The organism is Comamonas sp. F1-6 (assembly GCF_039581415.1).
Classification (GTDB): Bacteria; Pseudomonadota; Gammaproteobacteria; order Burkholderiales; family Burkholderiaceae_C; genus Comamonas; species Comamonas thiooxydans.
Genome location: NZ_JBCPWN010000001.1, coordinates 112,748 through 132,322, shown reverse-complemented (window position 1 = coordinate 132,322; position 19,575 = coordinate 112,748). Strand labels below are relative to the sequence as shown.

Here is a 19,575-nt window from a genome sequence, read left to right as displayed (position 1 = left end):
TCTGTGCAGTCATCAGGACTGACGGTCCAGGCTTTTGGCATGCTCGGGCGTGGGCCAGAGGCCGCGCGGACGCATCAGCATGATGACGATCATGGCCAGGGCAATCAGCAACTGACGCAGGATGGACGCGTCGAGGCGTCCATCGGTCATCTGCTGCAGCGGCCCGGCCACATAGCGCAGCACCTCGGGCAGGGCCGAGAGCAGCACGGCCCCCAGAATCACGCCGGGAATATGGCCCAGGCCGCCGAGCACGACCATGGCCACAATCATCACGGACTCCATGAGGCTGAAGGACTCGGGCGATACAAAGCCCTGGAAGGCACCGAACATGGAACCTGCCACACCGCCGAACGAAGCGCCCATGCCGAAGGCCAGCAGCTTCATATTGCGCACATTGATGCCCATGGCCTTGGCGGCGATTTCATCCTCGCGAATCGCCATCCAGGCGCGGCCTATGCGCGAATCCTGCAAGCGGTAGCAGATCACGATGGTGGCCAGCACCAGCACCAGAAACAGGTAGTAGTACAGCGTGACGGAGGCGATGTCGTAGCCGAAGATCTCATGACGCTTGGCCAGGTCGAAGCCGAAGATCTTGACCGAGTCGATCTGGCCAATGCCCTTGGGGCCGTTGGTGATGTTGACTGGCTGGTCCAGGTTGTTCAGGAAGATGCGGATGATCTCGCCGAAGCCCAGTGTCACGATGGCCAGGTAATCACCGCGCAGCCGCAGCACCGGCAGGCCCAGCAGCACACCCGTACAGGCGGCCAGCAGCATCCCCAGCGGAATCACCAACCAGATCGAGGTGTGCAGTCCGTTGGGAAACATGGCGACAAAGCCTTCGAAGGTCTCGGCCAGATGCGGCGATGCCATGAGCGCAAACATATAGGCGCCCACGGCATAGAAGGCCACGTAGCCCAGATCCAGCAGGCCTGCGTAGCCGACCACGATATTCAGGCCCAGCGCCAGCATCACGTAGAGCAGGGCCAGATCGGCGATGCGCACCCAGGCGTTGCCGAAATACTGCAGGATCAGCGGCAGCACCAGCAGGCCTATGCCGCCCAGAATCCAGTGGAGTGTCTTGTTGTTCTTCATGGGCACTCCTCAGGCACGGTCCGCCACACGCTCACCCAGCAGGCCCGAAGGGCGCAGCGTCAGGATGATGATGAGCACGATGAAGGCAAAGATGTCGGTGTACTGGCTGCCCAGCACGCCCCCCGTCAGGTCACCGATATAGCCGGACCCGATGGACTCGATCAGCCCCAGCAGCAGGCCTCCCACCACGGCGCCGGCCAGATTGCCGATGCCGCCGAAAACAGCGGCCGTGAAGGCCTTGAGACCCGGCAGAAAGCCCATGGTGTGATGGGCCGTGCCGTAGTTGGAGGCGTACATGATGCCGGCAATCGCCGCCAGCACGGCACCGATGATGAAGGTGGCGGAAATCACCATGTCGGGCTTGACGCCCATCAGCGCCGCCACACGCGGATTCTCTGCCGTTGCCCGCATGGCGCGCCCCAGCCTGGTGTAGTTGACCAGATACATCAGCGTGGCAAGTGCAATCGCCGTGACCACCAGCACCAGAATCTGCGTGGGCGTGATCACCGCCGTGCCGATTTCATAGGGGGTGGACGACAGCAGCGTGGGATAAGCCTTGTAATTGGGCTTCCATATGATCATGGCCAGGGTCTGCAGCAGGATGGAGACACCGATGGCTGTGATCAGCGGCGCCAGACGCGGGCTGTTGCGCAGCGGCCGGTAGGCCACCTTCTCGATCACGAAGTTCAGCGATGCGGCCACCACGCAGGCGATGATGGCGGCTATCAAAAGCATGAGCCAGCCCGGCAGATAGGGCATGGCCTCCTGCATCAGGCCGATGCAGCTCCAACTGGTCAAAGCCCCCACCATCAGCACCTCGCCATGCGCGAAGTTGATCAGCTGAATGATGCCGTACACCATGGTGTAGCCCAGGGCTATCAAGGCGTACATGCTGCCTAACACCAGACCATTGATGATCTGCTGCAGCAAGATATCCATAAGCGCGCTCCCCTTCCCTCGATCCAAGACGGAGACACTGCGAGCCTCTCATCCCGAACGACGGAGCCAGCGATGCCATGGTTCCCCTTCTGCAGTCCGCCGCTTTGTGGGCCGCTTGTCGCAAAAGAGTGAATCGATTCTAGGGAGCTGTTTTCAGGACTCAGGGCCGGGGTTTCCCGTGCGCAGGCTCAAAATGCTGCAACGCAACAATTTCATCGGCAATGCAAGTCCAATAAATACAGGCACTTAGTCATGTGCTGCCACTCAATCTAGCGAAAAACCCTGGAAACACCGCAAAAAATGCAGCATTCAACTAGTGCCAGTCTTGCAACACCTGGGCAACTCGCTCTTTACAAGCCTGCCGGCTCGTCATCTTCCGCACGAGCGGCGTCGTTGAGCGCCTTGAGCTCCGCCAGTTTCTGGCCGATCTTGATTTCCAGCCCGCGCGCCACGGGCTGGTAGAAGCCCGGATCTTCCATTCCTTCAGGCAGATAGCGCTCGCCCGCCGCAAAGCCGCCCTCCTCGCTGTGGGCATAGCGGTAGTCCCTCCCATAGTCCAGCTGCTTCATCAGCTTGGTAGGTGCATTGCGCAGATGCAGCGGCACAGGCCTTGTAGTGTCTCCCTTCACAAAGGCCTTGGCCTTGTTGTAGGCCATGTAGCCGGCATTGCTCTTGGGCGCGACGGCCAGGTAGATCACTGCCTGAGCCAGGGCCAGTTCGCCCTCGGGACTGCCCAGACGTTCATAAGTCGCAGCGGCATCGTTGCACATCTGCATGGCACGCGGGTCGGCAAGTCCTATGTCTTCCCATGCCATGCGCACGATGCGGCGCGCCAGGTAGCGCGGGTCGGCACCGCCATCCAGCATGCGGCAAAACCAGTAAAGCGCCGCATCGGGGTCCGAGCCGCGCACGGATTTGTGCAGGGCGCTGATGGTGTCGTAGAACTGCTCGCCGCCCTTGTCATAGCGGCGCATGCGCTCGCCCAGCACCTTGAGCAGCCAGGCATCGGTGATGCTCTGCACCCCGGCCTGCTCGGCCGTGATGGACAGGGTCTCCAGCGTGTTCAGCAAGCGCCGTGCATCGCCGTCGGCATAAGCAATCAGGCGCTCCAGCGCTTCGTCCTCGATCGCAGGAATCGCCTGGATGGCCTGGGCCTTGGCCACAATCTGCTTCAAGTCGTCCGGGGTCAGGCTTTGCAGCACATAGACCGCCGCCCGCGAAAGCAGGGCCGAGTTGACCTCGAACGAGGGGTTTTCCGTGGTCGCTCCGATGAAGGTGAACAGCCCGCTTTCCACATGGGGCAAGAAAGCGTCCTGCTGGCTTTTGTTGAAGCGGTGCACCTCATCCACAAACACGATGGTGCGCTGCTGCAGCAGTCCGCTCTGGGCGGCCTGCGCCTGCTCCACGGCCTCGCGGATGTCCTTGACACCGCCCAGCACAGCGCTGATGGAGATGAACTGCGCATCAAAGGCATCGGCCATCAGGCGCGCAATCGTGGTCTTGCCCACCCCCGGCGGGCCCCAGAGTATGCAGCTATGCGGGCGACCCGACTCGAAGGCCAGGCGCAACGGCATGCCCTCTCCCAACACATGTTGCTGGCCGATGACTTCGGCCAGAGTGTGCGGCCGCAGGCGCTCGGCCAGGGGCCGATGAGGAATGGCTGAAGATGAGGAGTTGTTGTGCGTAACCATGACCCCTCAAGTATCCAACTCTCCGGCCAGTTGCGCATCCAAATGGGTTGGGGCTGTTTGCACACCGAAGGCAGTCAATACTTATCCACCTTAACCCTTGCACCCTTATCAGAATTTTTCATAAGAGAAAATAGCGTTTCAACGGATTCAATCTCTCCATTAACGAGGCCACCCCTCGCCCCATGGAGGCACTGCCCCCATCCGGCCTGCCAAAAACCAGGCCAGCCAGGCTTGGCAGCGCGCTTAGATTCATTGCGGGCCGCCTCATCTGCGCCGCGCAATGCCTGTGCCTGATAGGGCTACCGCCATCAGCCAGAAATCAATCGAAAGCATCCGCAACTTTCCTTGGCTCCACACTGCTACAGGGCGTGCCAGCGCTGCACGTCTGAGTCTACGCGTATGAAAAAACTCAAGACCTGGGACATTTTTGCCCTCGGTTTCATGACCTTTGCCCTGTTCCTCGGGGCCGGCAACATCATCTTTCCACCCATGGTGGGCCTGGCAGCCGGTGAAAACCTGCTCGGCGCCTCGACCGGCTTTCTGCTGACGGGTGTCGGTCTGCCCCTTCTCGGCGTAGTCGCTCTCGCACGCGTGGGTGGCGGCCTGGACACCTTGACCAGCCCCATAGGCCGCATTGCCGGCCTGGTGCTGGCCGTGGCCATCTATCTGACCATCGGCCCTCTGTTTGCGACGCCGCGCACGGCCACCGTATCCTTCGAGATGGGTCTGGCTCCCTTTGTCGGCAACACACCTGCCATGCTGCTGGCCTTCACTATCGCTTACTTTGTGGCGGTGGCGCTGCTGTCGCTGTTCCCCGGCAAGCTCATGGACAACGTGGGCAAGATCATCACGCCCGTGCTGATTCTGGCGCTGGCCGTGCTCGGCGGCTCCGCCGTGCTGGCCCCTGTGGATGGATACAGTCTCAGCACCGAGGCCTATGCCACGCAGGCGGCCGCCTTTTCCGAAGGCTTTCTGCAGGGCTATCAGACCATGGACGCCCTGGCCTCGCTGATCTTCGGCATCGTCATCGTCAACGCGATCAAGGCTGCCGGCGTGAGCGACAGCAAGCTGCACACCCGATATTGCATCTACGCCGGCATCATTGCCGCGACCTGCCTGGGCCTGGTCTATGTCTCGCTGATGTATCTGGGCGCCACCAACAGCCAACTGGCTGCCAACGCCACCACCGGTGTGCAGATTCTCACAGCCTTTGTACAGCAAACCTTTGGCCCCGCAGGCCTGTGGCTGCTCGCCATCGTCATCATGCTGGCCTGCCTGACCACCGGCGTGGGCCTGATCACAGCCTGCAGCAGCTTCTTCAGTGAGCTGACCGGCATCTCCTACCGCACCATGGTCATCGGCCTGTCGGTCTTCAGTGCAGCCGTAGCCAACCAGGGCCTGGCCCAGCTGATCGCCGTGGCCGTGCCCGTGCTTGTGGGGCTGTATCCCGTGGCTATCGCCCTGATCGCCCTGAGCCTGCTGCATCGCTGGAATCAGCCACCGCGCGTCTACATCCCCGCAATGGGCACCGCCCTGGTCTTCGGCCTGTTTGACGCTGCCAAGGCTGCCAAGCTTGATGCACTGGTGCCCGCCTGGCTGGACAAGCTGCCCGGCGCCGCCCTGGGCATGGGCTGGGTCGCCCCTGTGGTCGGCGTGCTGGTGATTGCAGGCCTGCTGGACTTCGCCATCGGCAACAAGCAAAGTGCCGCAAACGCCACGCGCGCCTGATCACAACAGTCCCCACCAAAGCGCAGCTGGCTGCGCTCCACTCACAAGGGCTCAAACCCGATTCCTGCATAAAAAAGGCCTGCGGACACAATCCTCAGGCCTTTTTGCTGATGCGCGCCGCGATCTTTACTGCTTGAGCACATCGGCCCCCTTGGGCACCGTGAAGTGGAAGGTCGATGCCGGCAGCGAAGCCTGGGTTTGCAGGCCCTTGAACTGCATCAGCGAGCGCTGGCCAAAGCTGTCCTCGATATCCAGCGCAGCCAGCTTGCCTTCGGGTGTGAAGCCTATGCGCACGCTCTTGAGCTGACCGCCTTTCTGCCTGGGGCTGGCCAGCACCCATTCCAGGCCATCGGCGTCAGGCTGGTTGCCCAGCTCGAAATCGGCCTTCAAGGCCTTGAGGTCGGTGGCCGATGTCAGGATGGCCGCTGGCGTGCTGCCCAGCACCTGGGCCTGGGCACGCTCCGTCACCTGATTCAGGTCGGCGTCGTACAGCCACAGCGTCTTGCCGTCGGCCACGATGAGCTGCTCAAAAGGCTTGGTGTAGTTGAAACGGAACTTGCCGGGGCGCTGGAAGTCGAAGCTGCCGCTGGACACCTTGGTACGTGCCTCCTGCCCGGACTTGGGTGGCGAGGTCACGGACTGGGTGAAGTCGGCCTTGCCCGCCTGGGCATTCTTCATGAAGGACTCAAGGCTTTTCAGACCATCAGCCATTGCAGCACTTGCACTGCCAGCTATCAAAATTGCAGTCAAAAGACGTTTCATGACTCTCTCTCTTGTGCGTGGCTCACTCACTGCGGGCCGGAACTAGAACATCGCGCTGCCCACTGGATGTGAGCGAGCTGACCAGGCCGGCCTTTTCCATTTGCTCGAGCAGATTAGCCGAGCGGTTGTAGCCGATACGCAGTTTGCGCTGAACGTAGGAAATGCTGGCCTTGCGGTCTTTCAGCACGATTTCTACCGCCTGATCGTAGAGCTCGTCCTTTTCGCCGCCGCCTTCGCCATCGTCATCACCACCCTCGCCATCGACAGAGCCGCCTTCCAGGATGCCTTCGATGTAGTCCGGCTCCCCCTGCTCCTTGAGATAGCTGACCACACGATGCACCTCGTCGTCGGAGACAAAAGCGCCATGCACACGGATCGGCAGGCCGGTACCGCTGGCCATGTACAGCATGTCGCCCATGCCCAGCAGGGTCTCGGCCCCCATCTGATCCAGCACGGTGCGGCTGTCGATCTTGCTGGAGACCTGGAAGGCAATACGCGTCGGAATATTGGCCTTGATCAGGCCGGTGATCACGTCCACGCTGGGGCGCTGGGTTGCGAGGATCAGATGAATGCCGGCCGCACGCGCCTTTTGCGCAAGGCGAGCGATGAGCTCTTCGATCTTCTTGCCCACCACCATCATCAGATCGGCCAGCTCGTCGATCACGATGACGACGTGCGGCAGGCGCTGCAGCGGCTCGGGCTCCTCGGGCGTCAGGCTGAAGGGGTTGGGAATCGACTCCTCGCGCGCCTTGGCCTCATCGATCTTGCTGTTGTAGCCGGCCAGATTGCGCACACCGAGCTTGCTCATGAGCTTGTAGCGGCGCTCCATCTCGGCCACGCACCAGTTCAGACCGTTGGCCGCCTGCTTCATGTCGGTGACCACAGGGCACAGCAGATGGGGAATGCCTTCATAGACCGACATTTCCAGCATCTTGGGATCGATCATGAGCAGACGCACATCGCGCGCCTCTGCCTTGTAGAGCAGAGACAGAATCATGGCGTTGATACCCACGGACTTGCCCGAGCCGGTCGTGCCGGCCACCAGCACGTGGGGCATCTTGGCCAGATCGGCCACCACGGGGTTGCCCACGATGTCCTTGCCCAGCCCCATGGTCAGCAGGCTCTTGGCGTCGTGGTAGACCTGCGAACCCAGCACTTCGGACAAACGGATCGACTGGCGCTTGGCATTGGGCAGCTCGAGCGCCATGAAGTTCTTGCCGGGAATGGTCTCTATCACGCGAATCGAGACCAGGGACAGCGAACGCGCCAGGTCCTTGGCCAGATTGACGATCTGCGAGCCCTTGACGCCCGTGGCAGGTTCAATCTCATAGCGAGTGATCACAGGACCGGGCATGGCCGCAACCACCCGCACTTCCACGCCAAAGTCCTTGAGGCGCTTTTCAATCAGCCGGCTGGTCATCTCCAGCGTCTCGGCAGACACCAGTTCCTGGCGCTGCTGGGCCTGGTCCAGCAGATCCACCTGCGGCAGCTTGCTGTCCGGATGATCGGTGAACAGCGGCTTCTGGCGTTCCTTCACCACCCGTGCGCTGGGCTGGCTAGCCTCCTGCAGCACGGGTTCGATGATCTGCACAGGCTGATGCACCGGTGCAGCAATCGCACCTTCTGTGCGGTCAAACACCACTTCCTCGCGTTCTCGGGCTGCTCTCTTGCCGACAGAGACATCCTTGGCAATTTCACGACGCTCGCGGCCAAACTGCACCATGCCGTCCAGGCGCGCGCCCAGGCCTTCGGCCAGCTTGCCCCAGGAAAAGCCGAACACCATGGCTGCGCCCAGCACGAACAGGCAGATGCCGATCAGGCCCGAGCCGGCAAAGCCCAGCCATTTGAGGGCGTTGAAGCCCATCATGTAACCAAACACGCCGCCAGCGGGGCCCGGCAGCAAGCTCTCGAAACGGTACAGACGCGTCCATTCCAGCGCGCAGCTGGCAATCATCAGAATGGCCAGACCGCCCCAGAACAGAAAGCGGCGGCGCCACAGCGGCATCAGCGCCAGAGGGCTGCCGTCCTTGTTCACCCCGCCACGCATCCAGCGCACCAGCGATGTCACCCAGGTCTGCACGGCGGCCAGCACCAGCCACCAGATGGACATGCCGAAGCCGAAGTAGCAGGCATCGGCCAGCCAGGCACCCACACGGCCCATCCAGTTGTGCACAAACGGCTTTTGCCCGGCGCCCGAAGTGGACCAGGCTGCGTCTTGCGGCGAGTAGGTGAACATGGCCATGAGCCAGAACACCAGCGCCAGCAGGCCGATCAACAGCAAAACCTCCTGGCTGAAGCGAATCACTCCATAGCGCGGAGTCGCAGCGCGGGATTTTGATTTGCTGGAAGAAGACGCGTTCGAAGCGTTCAATGTGTATGTCATACGCAGGCGCAAGCTTACCTTAGGCCCTTATCCAAGCGGTGCATTCGGCCAAGACGATCGCTCAGCGTAATGCAAGCACATGCAACAAAACTGCCATACGGCAGCCGGATTCGCTTCATCACTATCATTTTTAACAATTCCGGTGATTAAAAACAGCTGCACGCGCAGACCTTGATCCGGAGCGATACTCCCACATCTTCCCAATGTTTTCATGACCGCGCGCCGGCTGTCGGCCTGCTTTTTTCAGAGTTCCGCTCCATGTCCTCTACCAAACACGCACAAGTTCTCATCCTCGGCTCCGGCCCTGCCGGCTATACCGCAGCCGTATACGCGGCCCGTGCCAACCTCAAGCCCCTGCTGATTACCGGCATGGCCCAGGGCGGCCAGTTGATGACCACCACCGAAGTGGACAACTGGCCTGCCGACGTCATGGGCGTGCAGGGCCCCGAGTTGATGCAGCGTTTTCAGGAACATGCCGAGCGCTTCAAGACCGAAATCGTTTTCGACCACATCAACCAGGTTGACCTCTCCAAGCGCCCCTTCACCCTGACCGGCGACAGCGGCGTCTATACCTGCGACTCGCTGATCATCGCCACCGGCGCATCGGCCAAGTACCTGGGCCTGCCCTCCGAAGAAGCCTTCATGGGTCGCGGCGTGTCCGCTTGCGCCACCTGTGACGGCTTTTTCTATCGCGAGCAGCCCGTCTGCGTGATCGGCGGCGGCAACACGGCCGTAGAAGAAGCTCTCTACCTGTCCAACATTGCCAGCAAGGTCACCCTCGTGCACCGCCGCGACAAGTTCAAGGCCGAGCCCATCCTCGTGGACAAGCTGATGGAAAAGGTCGAGGAAGGCAAGATCGAGCTCAAGACCCATTTCACACTGGATGAAGTGCTGGGTGACCAGAGTGGCGTGACCGGCATCCGCATCAAGAGCACGCAGGACGGCCACACCGAAGAGGTCAAGCTGCAAGGCGCTTTCATCGCCATCGGCCACCACCCCAACACCGACATCTTCCAGGGTCAGCTGGAGCTGGAAAACGGCTACATCATCACCCAGGGCGGTCTCAAGGGCTTTGCCACCCAGACCAGCGTGCCCGGCGTATTCGCCGCTGGCGACTGCCAGGATCATGTCTACCGCCAGGCCATCACCAGCGCCGGCACCGGCTGCATGGCAGCCCTGGACGCCCAGCGCTTCCTGGAACAGGAATCCTGATGACGCCAAGGCGCTTCGGCGTTTGAGCGGTTGTTAGCGCATGTTCGGCGCAAAAGCCCTTGGGTTTGGCCAGTTTTGGCCGGCACCAGGGGCTTTTTTGCGAAAACGCTATAATCGCAGACTTTGCTGAATTCCAGGTTCGCGCTTTACCGTGCTTCGGGACTTCCGCAATCGGGCTACCGCCACCCATTACAAACTGGCGAGGTGAGGTTGTCGGCACCTCCTGCTTCTGCAGGATTCCAGAGCCGGCGGCCGATTCAACTATCGGAGTGTCCCAATGGCACGCGTATGTGAAGTTACGGGCAAGAAGCCCATGGTGGGCAACAATGTTTCCCACGCCAACAACAAGACCAAGCGTCGTTTCCTCCCCAACCTGCAATACCGCCGCTTCTGGGTGGAGAGCGAAAACCGTTGGGTGCGCCTGCGCGTTTCCAGCGCTGCTCTGCGCCTGATCGACAAGAACGGTATCGACTCCGTGCTCGCAGACATGCGCGCTCGTGGCCAAGCTTAATTTCCTGAAGGAGAAACACCATGGCTGCTAAAGGCGGACGCGAAAAGATCAAGCTGGCTTCCACTGCTGGTACCGGTCACTTCTACACAACGACCAAGAACAAGAAGACGATGCCTGAAAAGATGTCGATCATCAAGTTCGACCCCAAGGCTCGCAAGCACGTCGAGTACAAGGAAACCAAGCTGAAGTAATTCGGCCTGTTTCTTGAAAAACCGCCTCACGCAAGTGCAGGCGGTTTTTTCATGCCTTTGCGACTCCTGTCGCGGCGCGAGAGCTGACGCAGCGACCCTCCCTATACTTGGCAGTTTGCAACGAACAGGGATGGATCACATGAATCACAGGACGCTGAGCACATTGCTTTTTTCGCTTGCCGTGTCGCCAGCCGTCTTCGGCCAGACCTTCATCTGCCCCACGGGTCCCGGCCCCGGCCAGCGCCAGGTCGGCATGACAGGCGGCTCACCGGGTCTGGCCTCGGTGCCCGTCTGCGAGCAGTTCAGCTCCGCGCCCGCCGCCACCCAACGCGCCGAACCGTCGCCCGCCGATGCCCTGGGCGGTCTGGCGCGCAGCCAGCTGGAGCTGCTGCGCGAGGGGCAGGAGCTGATCAAGGAAGGACAGAGAATTGCACAAGACCCGCAGTATCAGAAACTGCGCAAGGGCTACTGGATGTTCTCGCATGACGAGAAAAACCCGCGCTCCGGTCTTGAATGTGCGGCGATCTTTGGCAGCATGTCCGGTGCCGTTCAGCTTTCCGGCCCCACGGCCAAGCACAACGGTGCCCTGCTGACCTTTCTGGGCATGGACATTCCCCAGCCCGCCAGCCCGCGCAAGATCAGAACCACGCTGACCCAGAACCAGGACCGGCCCCAGGAGGTCGGCGCCATCAACTACACCATGTCCAATGGCAAATGGGGAGCCATCGTCTATGCGCTGGGCGGCCCCGAAGCACTGGTCAAGGAGCTTGGGGAAGAGGAAGAAGCCCGCTTCAAGGTCTCTGTGGAAGGCAAGGAGGTCATCAGCACCTTCTACAAGGAAGGCGGCAAGGCCCGTGAATTCCTGAGCAAGTGCATGGCCGGTCAGCCGACGAAGTAAAGGACCCCGGCCAGCGCTAGCTGCGCGGACTCTGCCCCAGTTGCCGGCAGGCCATCGCGCCCAGATCCTGCATCGCCCTCTCCATGAGTTCGTCGACCGGATGGGTGCAGGCCAGGCGCATGCAGTGCTCATACCTGCCGGAGTTGGAAAACATGCTGCCCGGCGCAATACGTATGCCGCGCGCCAGGGCTGCCGTGAACAGGTCCGATGTGGACATCTGCGCGGGGAACTCCAGCCACAGGCACAGGCCGCCGCCTGGCAGGCTCATGCGCGTGCCCAGCGGGAAATGACGTGCAACCAGTCTGGCCATGGCCTCGCGCTGTCGCTTGAGCTGCTGCCTGAGCTTTTCCAGACTGCGCTGATGGGTGGGTGACCCCAGCACCTCGGACACGACCAGCTGCCCCAGCGTCTGGGTATTGCGGCTTTGTGCAAATTTCAGCATCTGGATGCGGCCATGCCATTGGCCGCCATTCATCCAGCCCTGGCGCAGGCCCGGCGCCAGACTTTTGTTGAAGGCCTGGCAATAGATCACATGCCCGGAGACACTGTCCCAGGCCTTGAGCGGCTTCACCGGCAGCCCTTCGACAAACAGACCGTAGGAGTCGTCCTCGATCAGCGCCGCCCCATGGGCCGCGCACAGGGCCACGAGTCTGGCCTTTTTCTCGTCCGGCATGCGCGCGCCCAGCGGCATCTGCAGATCCGGCACCACCACCACGGCCTTCAGGCGCGGCTGGGTCTGAAAAGCCAGCTCCAGCGCCTCGATGGACATGCCGGTGCGCGGGCTGCAGGGAATCTCCAGCGTTTTCAGCTGCAAGGACTCCACCACCTGCAGCAGGCCGTAATAGGTTGGCGATTCGACGGCCACCATGTCCCCGGGTGATGCCACGGCAGCCAGCGCCAGACTCACCGCTTCGGAATTGCCGGTGGTTGCCAGCACATCGGCAGGTGCAACACGGATACCGGAGGCCAGCGCCCGTCTGGCCATGGCCTGCTGAAACAGCGGATGATTGCCCTGATTGGCCAGCAGAGAGCGCCCCTGCGAGAGCAGCGTCGGATGCTCGCGCAGCAGCCTGGTGACGGTCTTGTTCAGATAGTGATGATCGAACAAGGAGGCAGGCGGCGTGCAGCCACCGATGTCCATATAGACCTCGGCCTGACGGCCGCGCTCGAGCAGCAGAGAAATATGCTCGTTGATGCCCACGAAATGCGCATGCGCGCCGGGAGACAGCGGCTGGCTCAGGTCCGGTTCGCTGGTCAGAGGAATATCGCCCGTCATCGTCGCGCACACAAAGTAGCCCACGCGGGGCCTGGCCTCCAGACAACCCTGCGCTTCCAGAAAACGCAGCACCTGCAAGGCCGTCGAGAGACTGATGTCATGCCGCGCCATCAGCTCGCGCACCGACGGCATGCGCTCCCCGGGCTTCAGGCTCCCCAGCTCCATGGCCTTGCTGTAGTGCGCGGCCAGCCGTTGATACAGCGGCAGCAGCGCATCGCCTGTCGCATGATCGGCAGGCTGTGATTCGGAGGTGGTGGAAGTCAGCATGATGACAAAAACGCAGGACCGGGCAGGCATCATGCCAGCAAGCCCTGTTCTGCAACAGATACAGATTGTCAGCAAACATACCGGAACAGATGCACAGCAATCCATGCTGCTACGCCTGTACGGAACGCTTGCTGTGCCTGTTCTGCCAAGCCGTGCTTCCCTACGCTTGAGGGCCTGAATCAAAGACCTCCAGCCACCATGTCACAGCCGGAACTCACCCCGAAAATACATAGCCTCAACAGCGGCCAAGCTGCATCGCTGCTGTTTGAACCAGGCAGCGAACTGTTCTGCCAACAAGGGCCGCTGCGTCTGGCCATCGGGCCGCTGAGCTTTACCGACAATCACTTCGGTCAGGTCATGGTGCTGCAAACCGGGCAAAGCTGGCGTTGCCCCAGTCGCACCTGGGTGCAGCTGAGCACGCCGGCAGGTGCGGCCTGGATTCAATATCCGGCGGCACGGATACAGCAAAGCCGGGCAGCGCAGCGGCTTGAAGAGGGAAAAGGCCTGAGCTTCGCGCTTGCCAGAATCTGGCAGCAGATTGGCAAGCTCGGCCTCAGACGTGGGCAGCGCGCAGCTTGACGGAGAAATCCTTGAGTGCCGCAATGCCGCTGGCCTCGGCGCGCTGGCACCAGGCCTGCAGCTGACCGGTCAGTTGCTCGCGACTCAGGCTGGTGTTGAGCCACAGCTGACGCAGCTCTTCGCGCATGACCAGCATCTGGTCAATCACCGGGTGCGCAGCGCGGGCCTGCGCCAGTTGGCTCTGGGCACGCTCGGGCACCTTGTCGGCATCACGGTGCAGCCAGCGTTGCACACCCTTGAGCAGGGAGACATCCGACTTCTGTGCCTGCTTCTGCTTGAGCAGGTCCAGCTCGTGCTGAACCGCCGTGCGCACGCCGCGCGCATAACGGGCCATGACCTCGTAGCGATTGGCAATGATGGCTTCCAGCGTCAGCTCGTCGGCCACGGGCTTGACGACGCCCATGCGCAGACGCGGCGGGGTTTTCTTGACCTTGGCCCAGCCCAGCTTCTGCATGAGGCTGATATAGACCCAGCCGATATCGAACTCGTAGGGCTTGACGGAGAACTTGGCCGAAGTGGGAAAGGTATGGTGGTTGTTGTGCAGCTCTTCGCCGCCGATGATGAGGCCCCAGGGCACCAGATTGGTGGAGGCATCCGTCGCCTCGTAGTTGCGATAGCCCCAGAAATGCCCCACGCCGTTGACCACGCCCGCAGCCCAGAATGGAATCCAGACCATCTGCACGGCCCAGATCGACAGGCCGATCACGCCGAACAGCGCCACATTGAGGATGAGCATCAGCGAGGGGCCCATCACCGAATGGCGGTAGATATTGCGCTCCATCCAGTCATCGGGCGTGCCGTGACCGTATTTCCTGAGCGTTTCCTCGTTCCTGGCCTCGGCACGGTACAGCTCGGCACCTTCACGCATCACCTTGCCCAGGCCGCGCGTCTGCGGGCTGTGCGGGTCATCTGCGGTCTCGCACTTGGCGTGGTGCTTGCGGTGGATGGCTACCCATTCCTTGGTCACCATGCCCGTGCCCAGCCAGAGCCAGAAGCGGAAGAAATGCGAGGGAACAGGCCCCAGATCCAGTGCCCGATGCGCCTGGCTGCGGTGCAGATAGATGGTGACACCCGCAATCGTGAAGTGGGTGGTGATCAGGGTGTAGAGCAGCAATTGCCACCACGTCAGATCCCACAGGCCATTGGCCATCCAATCCACGACGGCATTCCAGATCGAGGCTATATCCAGCGACATAAATAACAAAGCCTTTGGCAAAAAACCGCGCCCACTCGATAAGCACGGTCGTGCCATTTTAGGTGAGCCGCCGACCGGTCTGTTGTCGATTCCCCGACAGCAGATACCGGATTTGCACCGAAGTTACGCCTTTTTCACCCAAACAGCGGCGAAAAACCCGTCTGTCTCGTGCTGATGCGGCCACAGACGCAGATAGCGTCGGCCCTCGTCACCACCGCTGCAAAGCTTGTCGCCGTCGGCAATCTTGAGCTGCTCCAGCACCTCACCCGCGTCCAGAGGAACGAACTCGGGGTGAGCGGCGCTGAAGGCTTCGGCAATGGCTTCGTTTTCCTCTGGCAGGATGGAGCAGGTGGCATAGATCAGACGGCCGCCGGCCTTGACCAGGCGCGCGCTGCTTTCCAGGATGGCTGCCTGTTTCTGCGTCAGCTCCTGCACGGCCTTGACGCTCTGGCGCCACTTGAGGTCGGGATTGCGGCGCAGCGTACCCAGGCCCGAGCAGGGAGCATCGACCAGCACCCGGTCGATCTTGCCGGCCAGGCGCTTGACGCGCTCGTCGCGCTCGTGGGCAATAGCGGCAGGGTGGACATTGGAAAGACCCGAACGCGCCAGACGAGGCTTGAGCGCATCGAGGCGATGACCCGAGACGTCGAAGGCATACAGACGGCCGGTGTTGCGCATGGCCGCGCCAATGGCCAGGGTCTTGCCGCCGGCGCCGGCGCAAAAGTCCACCACCATTTCGCCACGCTTGGCATCCAGCATCAGTGCCAGCAGTTGCGAGCCTTCGTCCTGCACTTCGATGGCGCCGCGGTTGAAGGCATCAATCTTGGCCAGCGCAGGCTTGCCGTCCACACGCAGACCGATGGGCGAGAACGGCGTGGGCTCGGCCTTGATGCCGGCTTTTTCCAGTTCCTTGCGCAGATCGGAGCGCTTGTCGTTGAGCGTGTTGACACGCAGGTCCAATGGAGCTGCCTGCTCCATGCTGGCGGCCAGTGCCCAGAATCCATCGCCCAGCTGGGCCTTGAGCGGCTCGACCAGCCATTCGGGCAGATTATGGCGGTGCGCCTCCATCAGCTCTTCGGGCTTGATGCCGTCGCAGGCAGCCAGCCACTTGAGTTCCTGGGGCGTCAGCGCGGCCTTGATAAAGGTCTCGCTGTCCTGGCCGTCCTTGTTCTTGACCTTGCCTTCCTTCTTGGCCTGCTCGCGCAGCACGGCGGCAAAGCCCAGGATGGCCAGCCGGCGCTCGCGTGCGCCGCTGCCCGAATGCGCCAGCGCTTCGAACAGCAGCTTCTTGCGCAGCACGGTGTAGACGGTTTCGGCCAGGGTGGCGCGCTCGCGCGGGCCCAGATAGCGGTTTTCGCGGAAAAAGCGGGACACCACGGCATCGGCCGGGTGTTCAAATGTCAGGGCGCGCTTGACGAGTTCAGAGCAAGCGTCGAGAAGGGCTTTGGGATGCATGGGCGCAATTGTCCCACTCTCGCCCTGGCCCTGGCTGGCACCAGAAATCTATGACGCCGGCCTGCTCCAAACGATTCATAGTAAAAACAGGCTTCAGCCCTTTTCTTTCAAGCGTTGACAGCTCATCTTTTTAAAGCATCATGTCCGACCACGATCTGCCTGCACTCATCACCACCGAGCCCGGTCTCTACGAACACTACAAAGGCATGCGCTATGAAGTCATAGGCACGGTGCGCCACAGCGAGACGCTGGAGCCCATGACGCTATATCGCGCGCTCTATGGCGAGCATGGCCTGTGGGTGCGCCCGGCCGCCATGTTCAACGAGACGGTGGTAATCGACGGCGTGGAGCGCCCACGCTTTCGCCGCCTGCCCGCCGAGGAGCAGAAATCAGCATAAAGACAGGCTCTATCGCTTACCTATAAAGGGATAGAAGCCATCAAATCTGATCAAGCCTTGATCAGATTGAGCACGGCTTGCGGATAGATGATGTGCTCCTGCACCAGCACGCGTGCAGCAAGCAGCTCGGCCGTGTCACCCTGCAGCACGGGCACCACGGCCTGCTCCAGGATGGGGCCCACGTCGAGCTCGGCCGTCACGCGGTGCACGGTGCAGCCCGCAAACTTGCAGCCCGCATCGATCGCACGCTGATGGGTGTGCAGACCGGTGAAGGCCGGCAGCAGCGAGGGATGGATGTTGATCAGCCGGCCCTCATAGTGCGCAACAAAGCCTGGCGTGAGAATGCGCATGAAACCGGCCAGCACCACCAGATCAGGCGCGTGGCGATCGATGACCCGCGTCAGCTCGGCATCAAAGGCCTCGCGGCTGTCGAACTGCTTGTGATCCAGAACCTCGGTGGCGATGCCGTTGTCCCGCGCGAACACCAGGCCCTTGGCCTCGGCCTTGTTGCTCACCACGGCGCTCACGCGGGCGTTGTACTGCTTTGCCCAGTTCTGCTGCTGGGATGCACGCACAATGGCAGCCATGTTCGAGCCGCCGCCCGAGATGAGGATCACGATGTTTTTCATGGGCGGCGATTGTCGCATTGACGGACAAACCCTATCGGGTTTGCACCAGTTCCTGTGCGCTGCCCTAAGACTTTCGAGGAGACCCCATGCCGTTTGACCCACGCAACACCCCTTTGAGCGCCATCGAAGCCCGCGTTCTGGCCACGCTGATGGAAAAGGCCCGCACCGTGCCCGACAGCTATCCGCTCACGCTCAACAGCCTGGTCACGGGCTGCAACCAGAAGTCCAGCCGCGACCCGGTGATGGAGGTCAGCGAGGGCGAGGCCCAGGAGGCACTGGACAGCCTGCGCCTCAAGACCCTGTCGGTGCAGATCAGCAGCGTGCGCTCCACGCGCTGGGAGCACAACTTCCCGCGCGGCATTGGCGTGCCTGACCAATCTGCCGTGCTGCTGGCCCTGCTGATGCTGCGCGGCCCCCAGACCGCTGGCGAGCTGCGCATCAACTCCGAGCGCTGGCACCGCTTTGCCGACATCTCCTCGGTCGAAGCCTTTCTCGACGAACTGCGCGAACGCAGCGAGGAAAAAGGCGGTCCGCTGGTCGTGCAGCTGCCGCGCGCCCCTGGTGCCCGCGAACAGCGCTGGGCCCATCTGCTTTGCGGTCCGGTGGATGTCAACGCCCTGGCAAGCACCAGCAGCGCCAGCACAGGCGGCAATGCATCGGCCCTGCAGCAGCGAGTGGATGCGCTCGAAGCCGAAGTCGCCCAGCTGCGCGCCACCGTGCAGATGCTGTGCGAATCGCTGGGCGTGGAGCCGCCTGCTGCCCCGGCTGAATGAATCCCGACAGAAACTGATAGCTGCCAGCGTTCATCCAATAAGCGCTGGTGGCCTTTTTCAATCAAGATCCAAAGTTCACAGTCACCACAAGCGGGCACACTCCCGATCAGAAACGACCAGCAAGAGCCGTCCCGCAGCGAGGCTGTCGTCCCCCTTGGGAGAAGCGGCGCAGCCGTTCGGGGACTCATCCCTGGGGTTTCCCACCATTTGTCGCAACCCGGACAGCCAGAAAAAGAACGTGCGTGCTACAAATCTCCAGCATTTGCAGGAGACAACGCATGGACTTGGCATTCACCCCTGAAGAACAGGCTTTTCGCGAAGAGATCCGCAGCTGGGTGCGGGCAAATCTGCCCGAGGATATTGCGCACAAGGTGCGCAACGATCTGCACCTGACGCGCGAGGACATGCAGCGCTGGGCCAAGATTCTGGGCAAAAAAGGCTGGCTCGGCTACGGCTGGCCCAAGGAATTCGGCGGCCCCGGCTGGAGCGCCGTACAAAAGCATCTGTTCGAGGAAGAATGCGCACTCGCCGGCACGCCGCGCATCGTGCCCTTCGGCCCCGTGATGGTGGCTCCGGTGATCATGGCCTATGGCACGCCGGAGCAGCACCGGCGCTTTCTGCCCGGCATCGCCAGCGGCGAAGTCTGGTGGAGCCAGGGCTATTCGGAGCCCGGCTCGGGCTCGGACCTCGCCAGCGTCAAGACCCGCGCCGAACGCGTGGGTGACAAATACATCGTCAACGGCCAGAAGACCTGGACCACGCTGGGCCAGTACGGCGAGTGGATCTTCTGCCTGGTGCGCACCAGCAACGAGGGCAAGCCCCAGACCGGCATCAGTTTCCTGCTGGTCGACATGAAGTCGCCGGGCGTGACCGTGCGCCCCATCAAGCTGCTGGACGGCTCGCATGAGGTCAACGAGGTCTTTTTCGACAATGTGGAAGTGCCTGCCGACCAGCTGATCGGCGAGGAAAACAAGGGCTGGACCTACGCCAAGCACCTGCTCAGCCACGAGCGCACGAACATCGCCGATGTGAACCGTGCCAAGCGCGAGCTGGAGCGCCTCAAGCGCATCGCCAAGACCGAAGGGGTCTGGGAAGACCAGCGCTTCCGTGATCAGATCGCCTTGCTGGAGATCGATGTGATCGCGCTGGAAATGCTGGTGCTGCGCGTGCTGTCGGCCATGAAATCGGGCAAGAACCCGCTGGACATCGCCGGCCTGCTCAAGATCAAAGGCAGCGAGATTCAGCAGCGCTACTCCGAGCTGATGATGCTGGCCGCCGGCCCCTACTCCCTGCCCTATATCCAGGAAGCCATGGAGGCAGGCTACCAGGGCGACTTTCCCGGCGACGTGCTGGGCAATGCGCCGCTGGCCGCGACCTACTTCAATATGCGCAAGACCACCATCTATGGCGGCTCCAACGAGGTGCAGCGAAACATCGTCGCGCAAACGGTGCTGGGCTGATCCGGAACTGGCGGCAGCGCGGATATTTCGCTTGCGCGAACACGCACTGCTACCCCGTGCCCCCTCCGGGAGGGGGTTCTTGCTAGAGCTTCGCTGAATGTGATGGTGCGCAAAGCGCACTCGCTTCAGCAGCAGG

The 19,575-nt window shown here is 61.9% G+C and carries 18 protein-coding genes; 9 read left to right on the top strand and 9 right to left on the bottom strand.

Features of this window, described 5'->3' with window-relative positions; genetic code table 11:
• Nucleotides 1–12: 12 nt before the first annotated feature.
• The 3 genes from AAIL66_RS00630 to AAIL66_RS00620 all read right to left on the bottom strand — a co-directional run bounded on the left by AAIL66_RS00630 (nucleotide 13) and on the right by AAIL66_RS00620 (nucleotide 3,722).
• On the bottom strand, nucleotides 13–1,092 hold the full coding sequence (locus tag AAIL66_RS00630; protein ID WP_003067856.1) for an ABC transporter ATP-binding protein: 1,080 nt from the start codon (nucleotides 1,090–1,092) through the stop codon (nucleotides 13–15).
• Nucleotides 1,093–1,101: 9 nt separating this feature from the next.
• Nucleotides 1,102–2,031 (bottom strand): branched-chain amino acid ABC transporter permease, encoded by a 930-nt coding sequence (locus AAIL66_RS00625; protein ID WP_003067858.1) that lies wholly within the window; start codon nucleotides 2,029–2,031, stop codon nucleotides 1,102–1,104.
• Nucleotides 2,032–2,381: 350 nt separating this feature from the next.
• Entirely contained in the window at nucleotides 2,382–3,722 is a 1,341-nt protein-coding gene (locus AAIL66_RS00620; RefSeq protein WP_343495777.1) for a replication-associated recombination protein A, read from the bottom strand.
• Between the two features lie 399 nt (nucleotides 3,723–4,121).
• Between AAIL66_RS00620 and brnQ the strand changes: the two genes are divergently transcribed.
• Nucleotides 4,122–5,450, top strand: a complete 1,329-nt coding sequence (gene brnQ, locus AAIL66_RS00615) for a branched-chain amino acid transport system II carrier protein (protein WP_034378601.1) — start codon at nucleotides 4,122–4,124, stop codon at nucleotides 5,448–5,450.
• A gap of 126 nt (nucleotides 5,451–5,576) precedes the next feature.
• On the opposite strand, the gene lolA is transcribed toward brnQ, so the two are convergent.
• Nucleotides 5,577–6,212 carry an outer membrane lipoprotein chaperone LolA gene (gene lolA, locus AAIL66_RS00610; protein WP_343495776.1) on the bottom strand — a complete coding sequence of 212 codons (636 nt, stop codon included), beginning with the start codon at nucleotides 6,210–6,212 and terminating at the stop codon, nucleotides 5,577–5,579.
• Between the two features lie 22 nt (nucleotides 6,213–6,234).
• Nucleotides 6,235–8,595 (bottom strand): DNA translocase FtsK 4TM domain-containing protein, encoded by a 2,361-nt coding sequence (locus AAIL66_RS00605; RefSeq protein ID WP_343495775.1) that lies wholly within the window; start codon nucleotides 8,593–8,595, stop codon nucleotides 6,235–6,237.
• A gap of 258 nt (nucleotides 8,596–8,853) precedes the next feature.
• Here AAIL66_RS00605 and trxB point away from each other — a divergent pair, with 258 nt between their 5' ends.
• From trxB to AAIL66_RS00585, 4 genes are all read left to right on the top strand, one after another.
• Nucleotides 8,854–9,807, top strand: coding sequence for a thioredoxin-disulfide reductase (gene trxB / locus AAIL66_RS00600; RefSeq protein ID WP_003067867.1), 954 nt, complete (start codon nucleotides 8,854–8,856; stop codon nucleotides 9,805–9,807).
• Nucleotides 9,808–10,084: 277 nt separating this feature from the next.
• Nucleotides 10,085–10,318, top strand: a complete 234-nt coding sequence (gene rpmB / locus AAIL66_RS00595) for a 50S ribosomal protein L28 (RefSeq protein WP_003058229.1) — start codon at nucleotides 10,085–10,087, stop codon at nucleotides 10,316–10,318.
• A gap of 20 nt (nucleotides 10,319–10,338) precedes the next feature.
• Complete coding sequence (rpmG, locus tag AAIL66_RS00590; protein ID WP_003058233.1) at nucleotides 10,339–10,509, top strand: 50S ribosomal protein L33; 171 nt, start codon at nucleotides 10,339–10,341, stop codon at nucleotides 10,507–10,509.
• A gap of 139 nt (nucleotides 10,510–10,648) precedes the next feature.
• A complete protein-coding gene (locus AAIL66_RS00585; protein ID WP_034356590.1) occupies nucleotides 10,649–11,407 on the top strand; it encodes a hypothetical protein in 759 nt (252 codons plus the stop codon).
• 16 nt (nucleotides 11,408–11,423) lie between these two features.
• Here AAIL66_RS00585 and AAIL66_RS00580 read toward each other — a convergent pair whose 3' ends face one another.
• Nucleotides 11,424–12,848 (bottom strand): PLP-dependent aminotransferase family protein, encoded by a 1,425-nt coding sequence (locus tag AAIL66_RS00580; RefSeq protein ID WP_343495897.1) that lies wholly within the window; start codon nucleotides 12,846–12,848, stop codon nucleotides 11,424–11,426.
• A 300-nt stretch (nucleotides 12,849–13,148) separates the two neighbouring features.
• On the opposite strand from AAIL66_RS00580, the gene AAIL66_RS00575 reads away from it, so the two are divergent.
• Nucleotides 13,149–13,529, top strand: coding sequence for a hypothetical protein (locus AAIL66_RS00575; protein WP_343495774.1), 381 nt, complete (start codon nucleotides 13,149–13,151; stop codon nucleotides 13,527–13,529).
• On the opposite strand, the gene AAIL66_RS00570 is transcribed toward AAIL66_RS00575, so the two are convergent.
• Together AAIL66_RS00570 and AAIL66_RS00565 are read right to left on the bottom strand one after the other, a co-directional pair.
• Complete coding sequence (locus AAIL66_RS00570) at nucleotides 13,504–14,724, bottom strand: fatty acid desaturase (RefSeq protein WP_034408512.1); 1,221 nt, start codon at nucleotides 14,722–14,724, stop codon at nucleotides 13,504–13,506. The two genes, AAIL66_RS00575 and AAIL66_RS00570, sit on opposite strands and share 26 nt — an antisense overlap.
• A 123-nt stretch (nucleotides 14,725–14,847) precedes the next feature.
• Nucleotides 14,848–16,179 carry an RsmB/NOP family class I SAM-dependent RNA methyltransferase gene (locus AAIL66_RS00565; protein WP_343495773.1) on the bottom strand — a complete coding sequence of 444 codons (1,332 nt, stop codon included), beginning with the start codon at nucleotides 16,177–16,179 and terminating at the stop codon, nucleotides 14,848–14,850.
• 140 nt (nucleotides 16,180–16,319) lie between these two features.
• Here AAIL66_RS00565 and AAIL66_RS00560 point away from each other — a divergent pair, with 140 nt between their 5' ends.
• Complete coding sequence (locus tag AAIL66_RS00560) at nucleotides 16,320–16,577, top strand: DUF1653 domain-containing protein (protein ID WP_314353239.1); 258 nt, start codon at nucleotides 16,320–16,322, stop codon at nucleotides 16,575–16,577.
• A gap of 50 nt (nucleotides 16,578–16,627) precedes the next feature.
• Here AAIL66_RS00560 and purN read toward each other — a convergent pair whose 3' ends face one another.
• Nucleotides 16,628–17,206: a phosphoribosylglycinamide formyltransferase gene (gene purN / locus AAIL66_RS00555; RefSeq protein ID WP_034408510.1), complete on the bottom strand. Its 579-nt coding sequence runs from the start codon at nucleotides 17,204–17,206 to the stop codon at nucleotides 16,628–16,630.
• 86 nt (nucleotides 17,207–17,292) lie between these two features.
• Here purN and AAIL66_RS00550 point away from each other — a divergent pair, with 86 nt between their 5' ends.
• Both AAIL66_RS00550 and AAIL66_RS00545 read left to right on the top strand, forming a co-directional pair.
• Nucleotides 17,293–17,979, top strand: coding sequence for a YceH family protein (locus AAIL66_RS00550; RefSeq protein WP_343495772.1), 687 nt, complete (start codon nucleotides 17,293–17,295; stop codon nucleotides 17,977–17,979).
• Nucleotides 17,980–18,257: 278 nt separating this feature from the next.
• Complete coding sequence (locus AAIL66_RS00545; RefSeq protein WP_343495771.1) at nucleotides 18,258–19,439, top strand: acyl-CoA dehydrogenase family protein; 1,182 nt, start codon at nucleotides 18,258–18,260, stop codon at nucleotides 19,437–19,439.
• Nucleotides 19,440–19,575 lie beyond the last annotated feature (136 nt).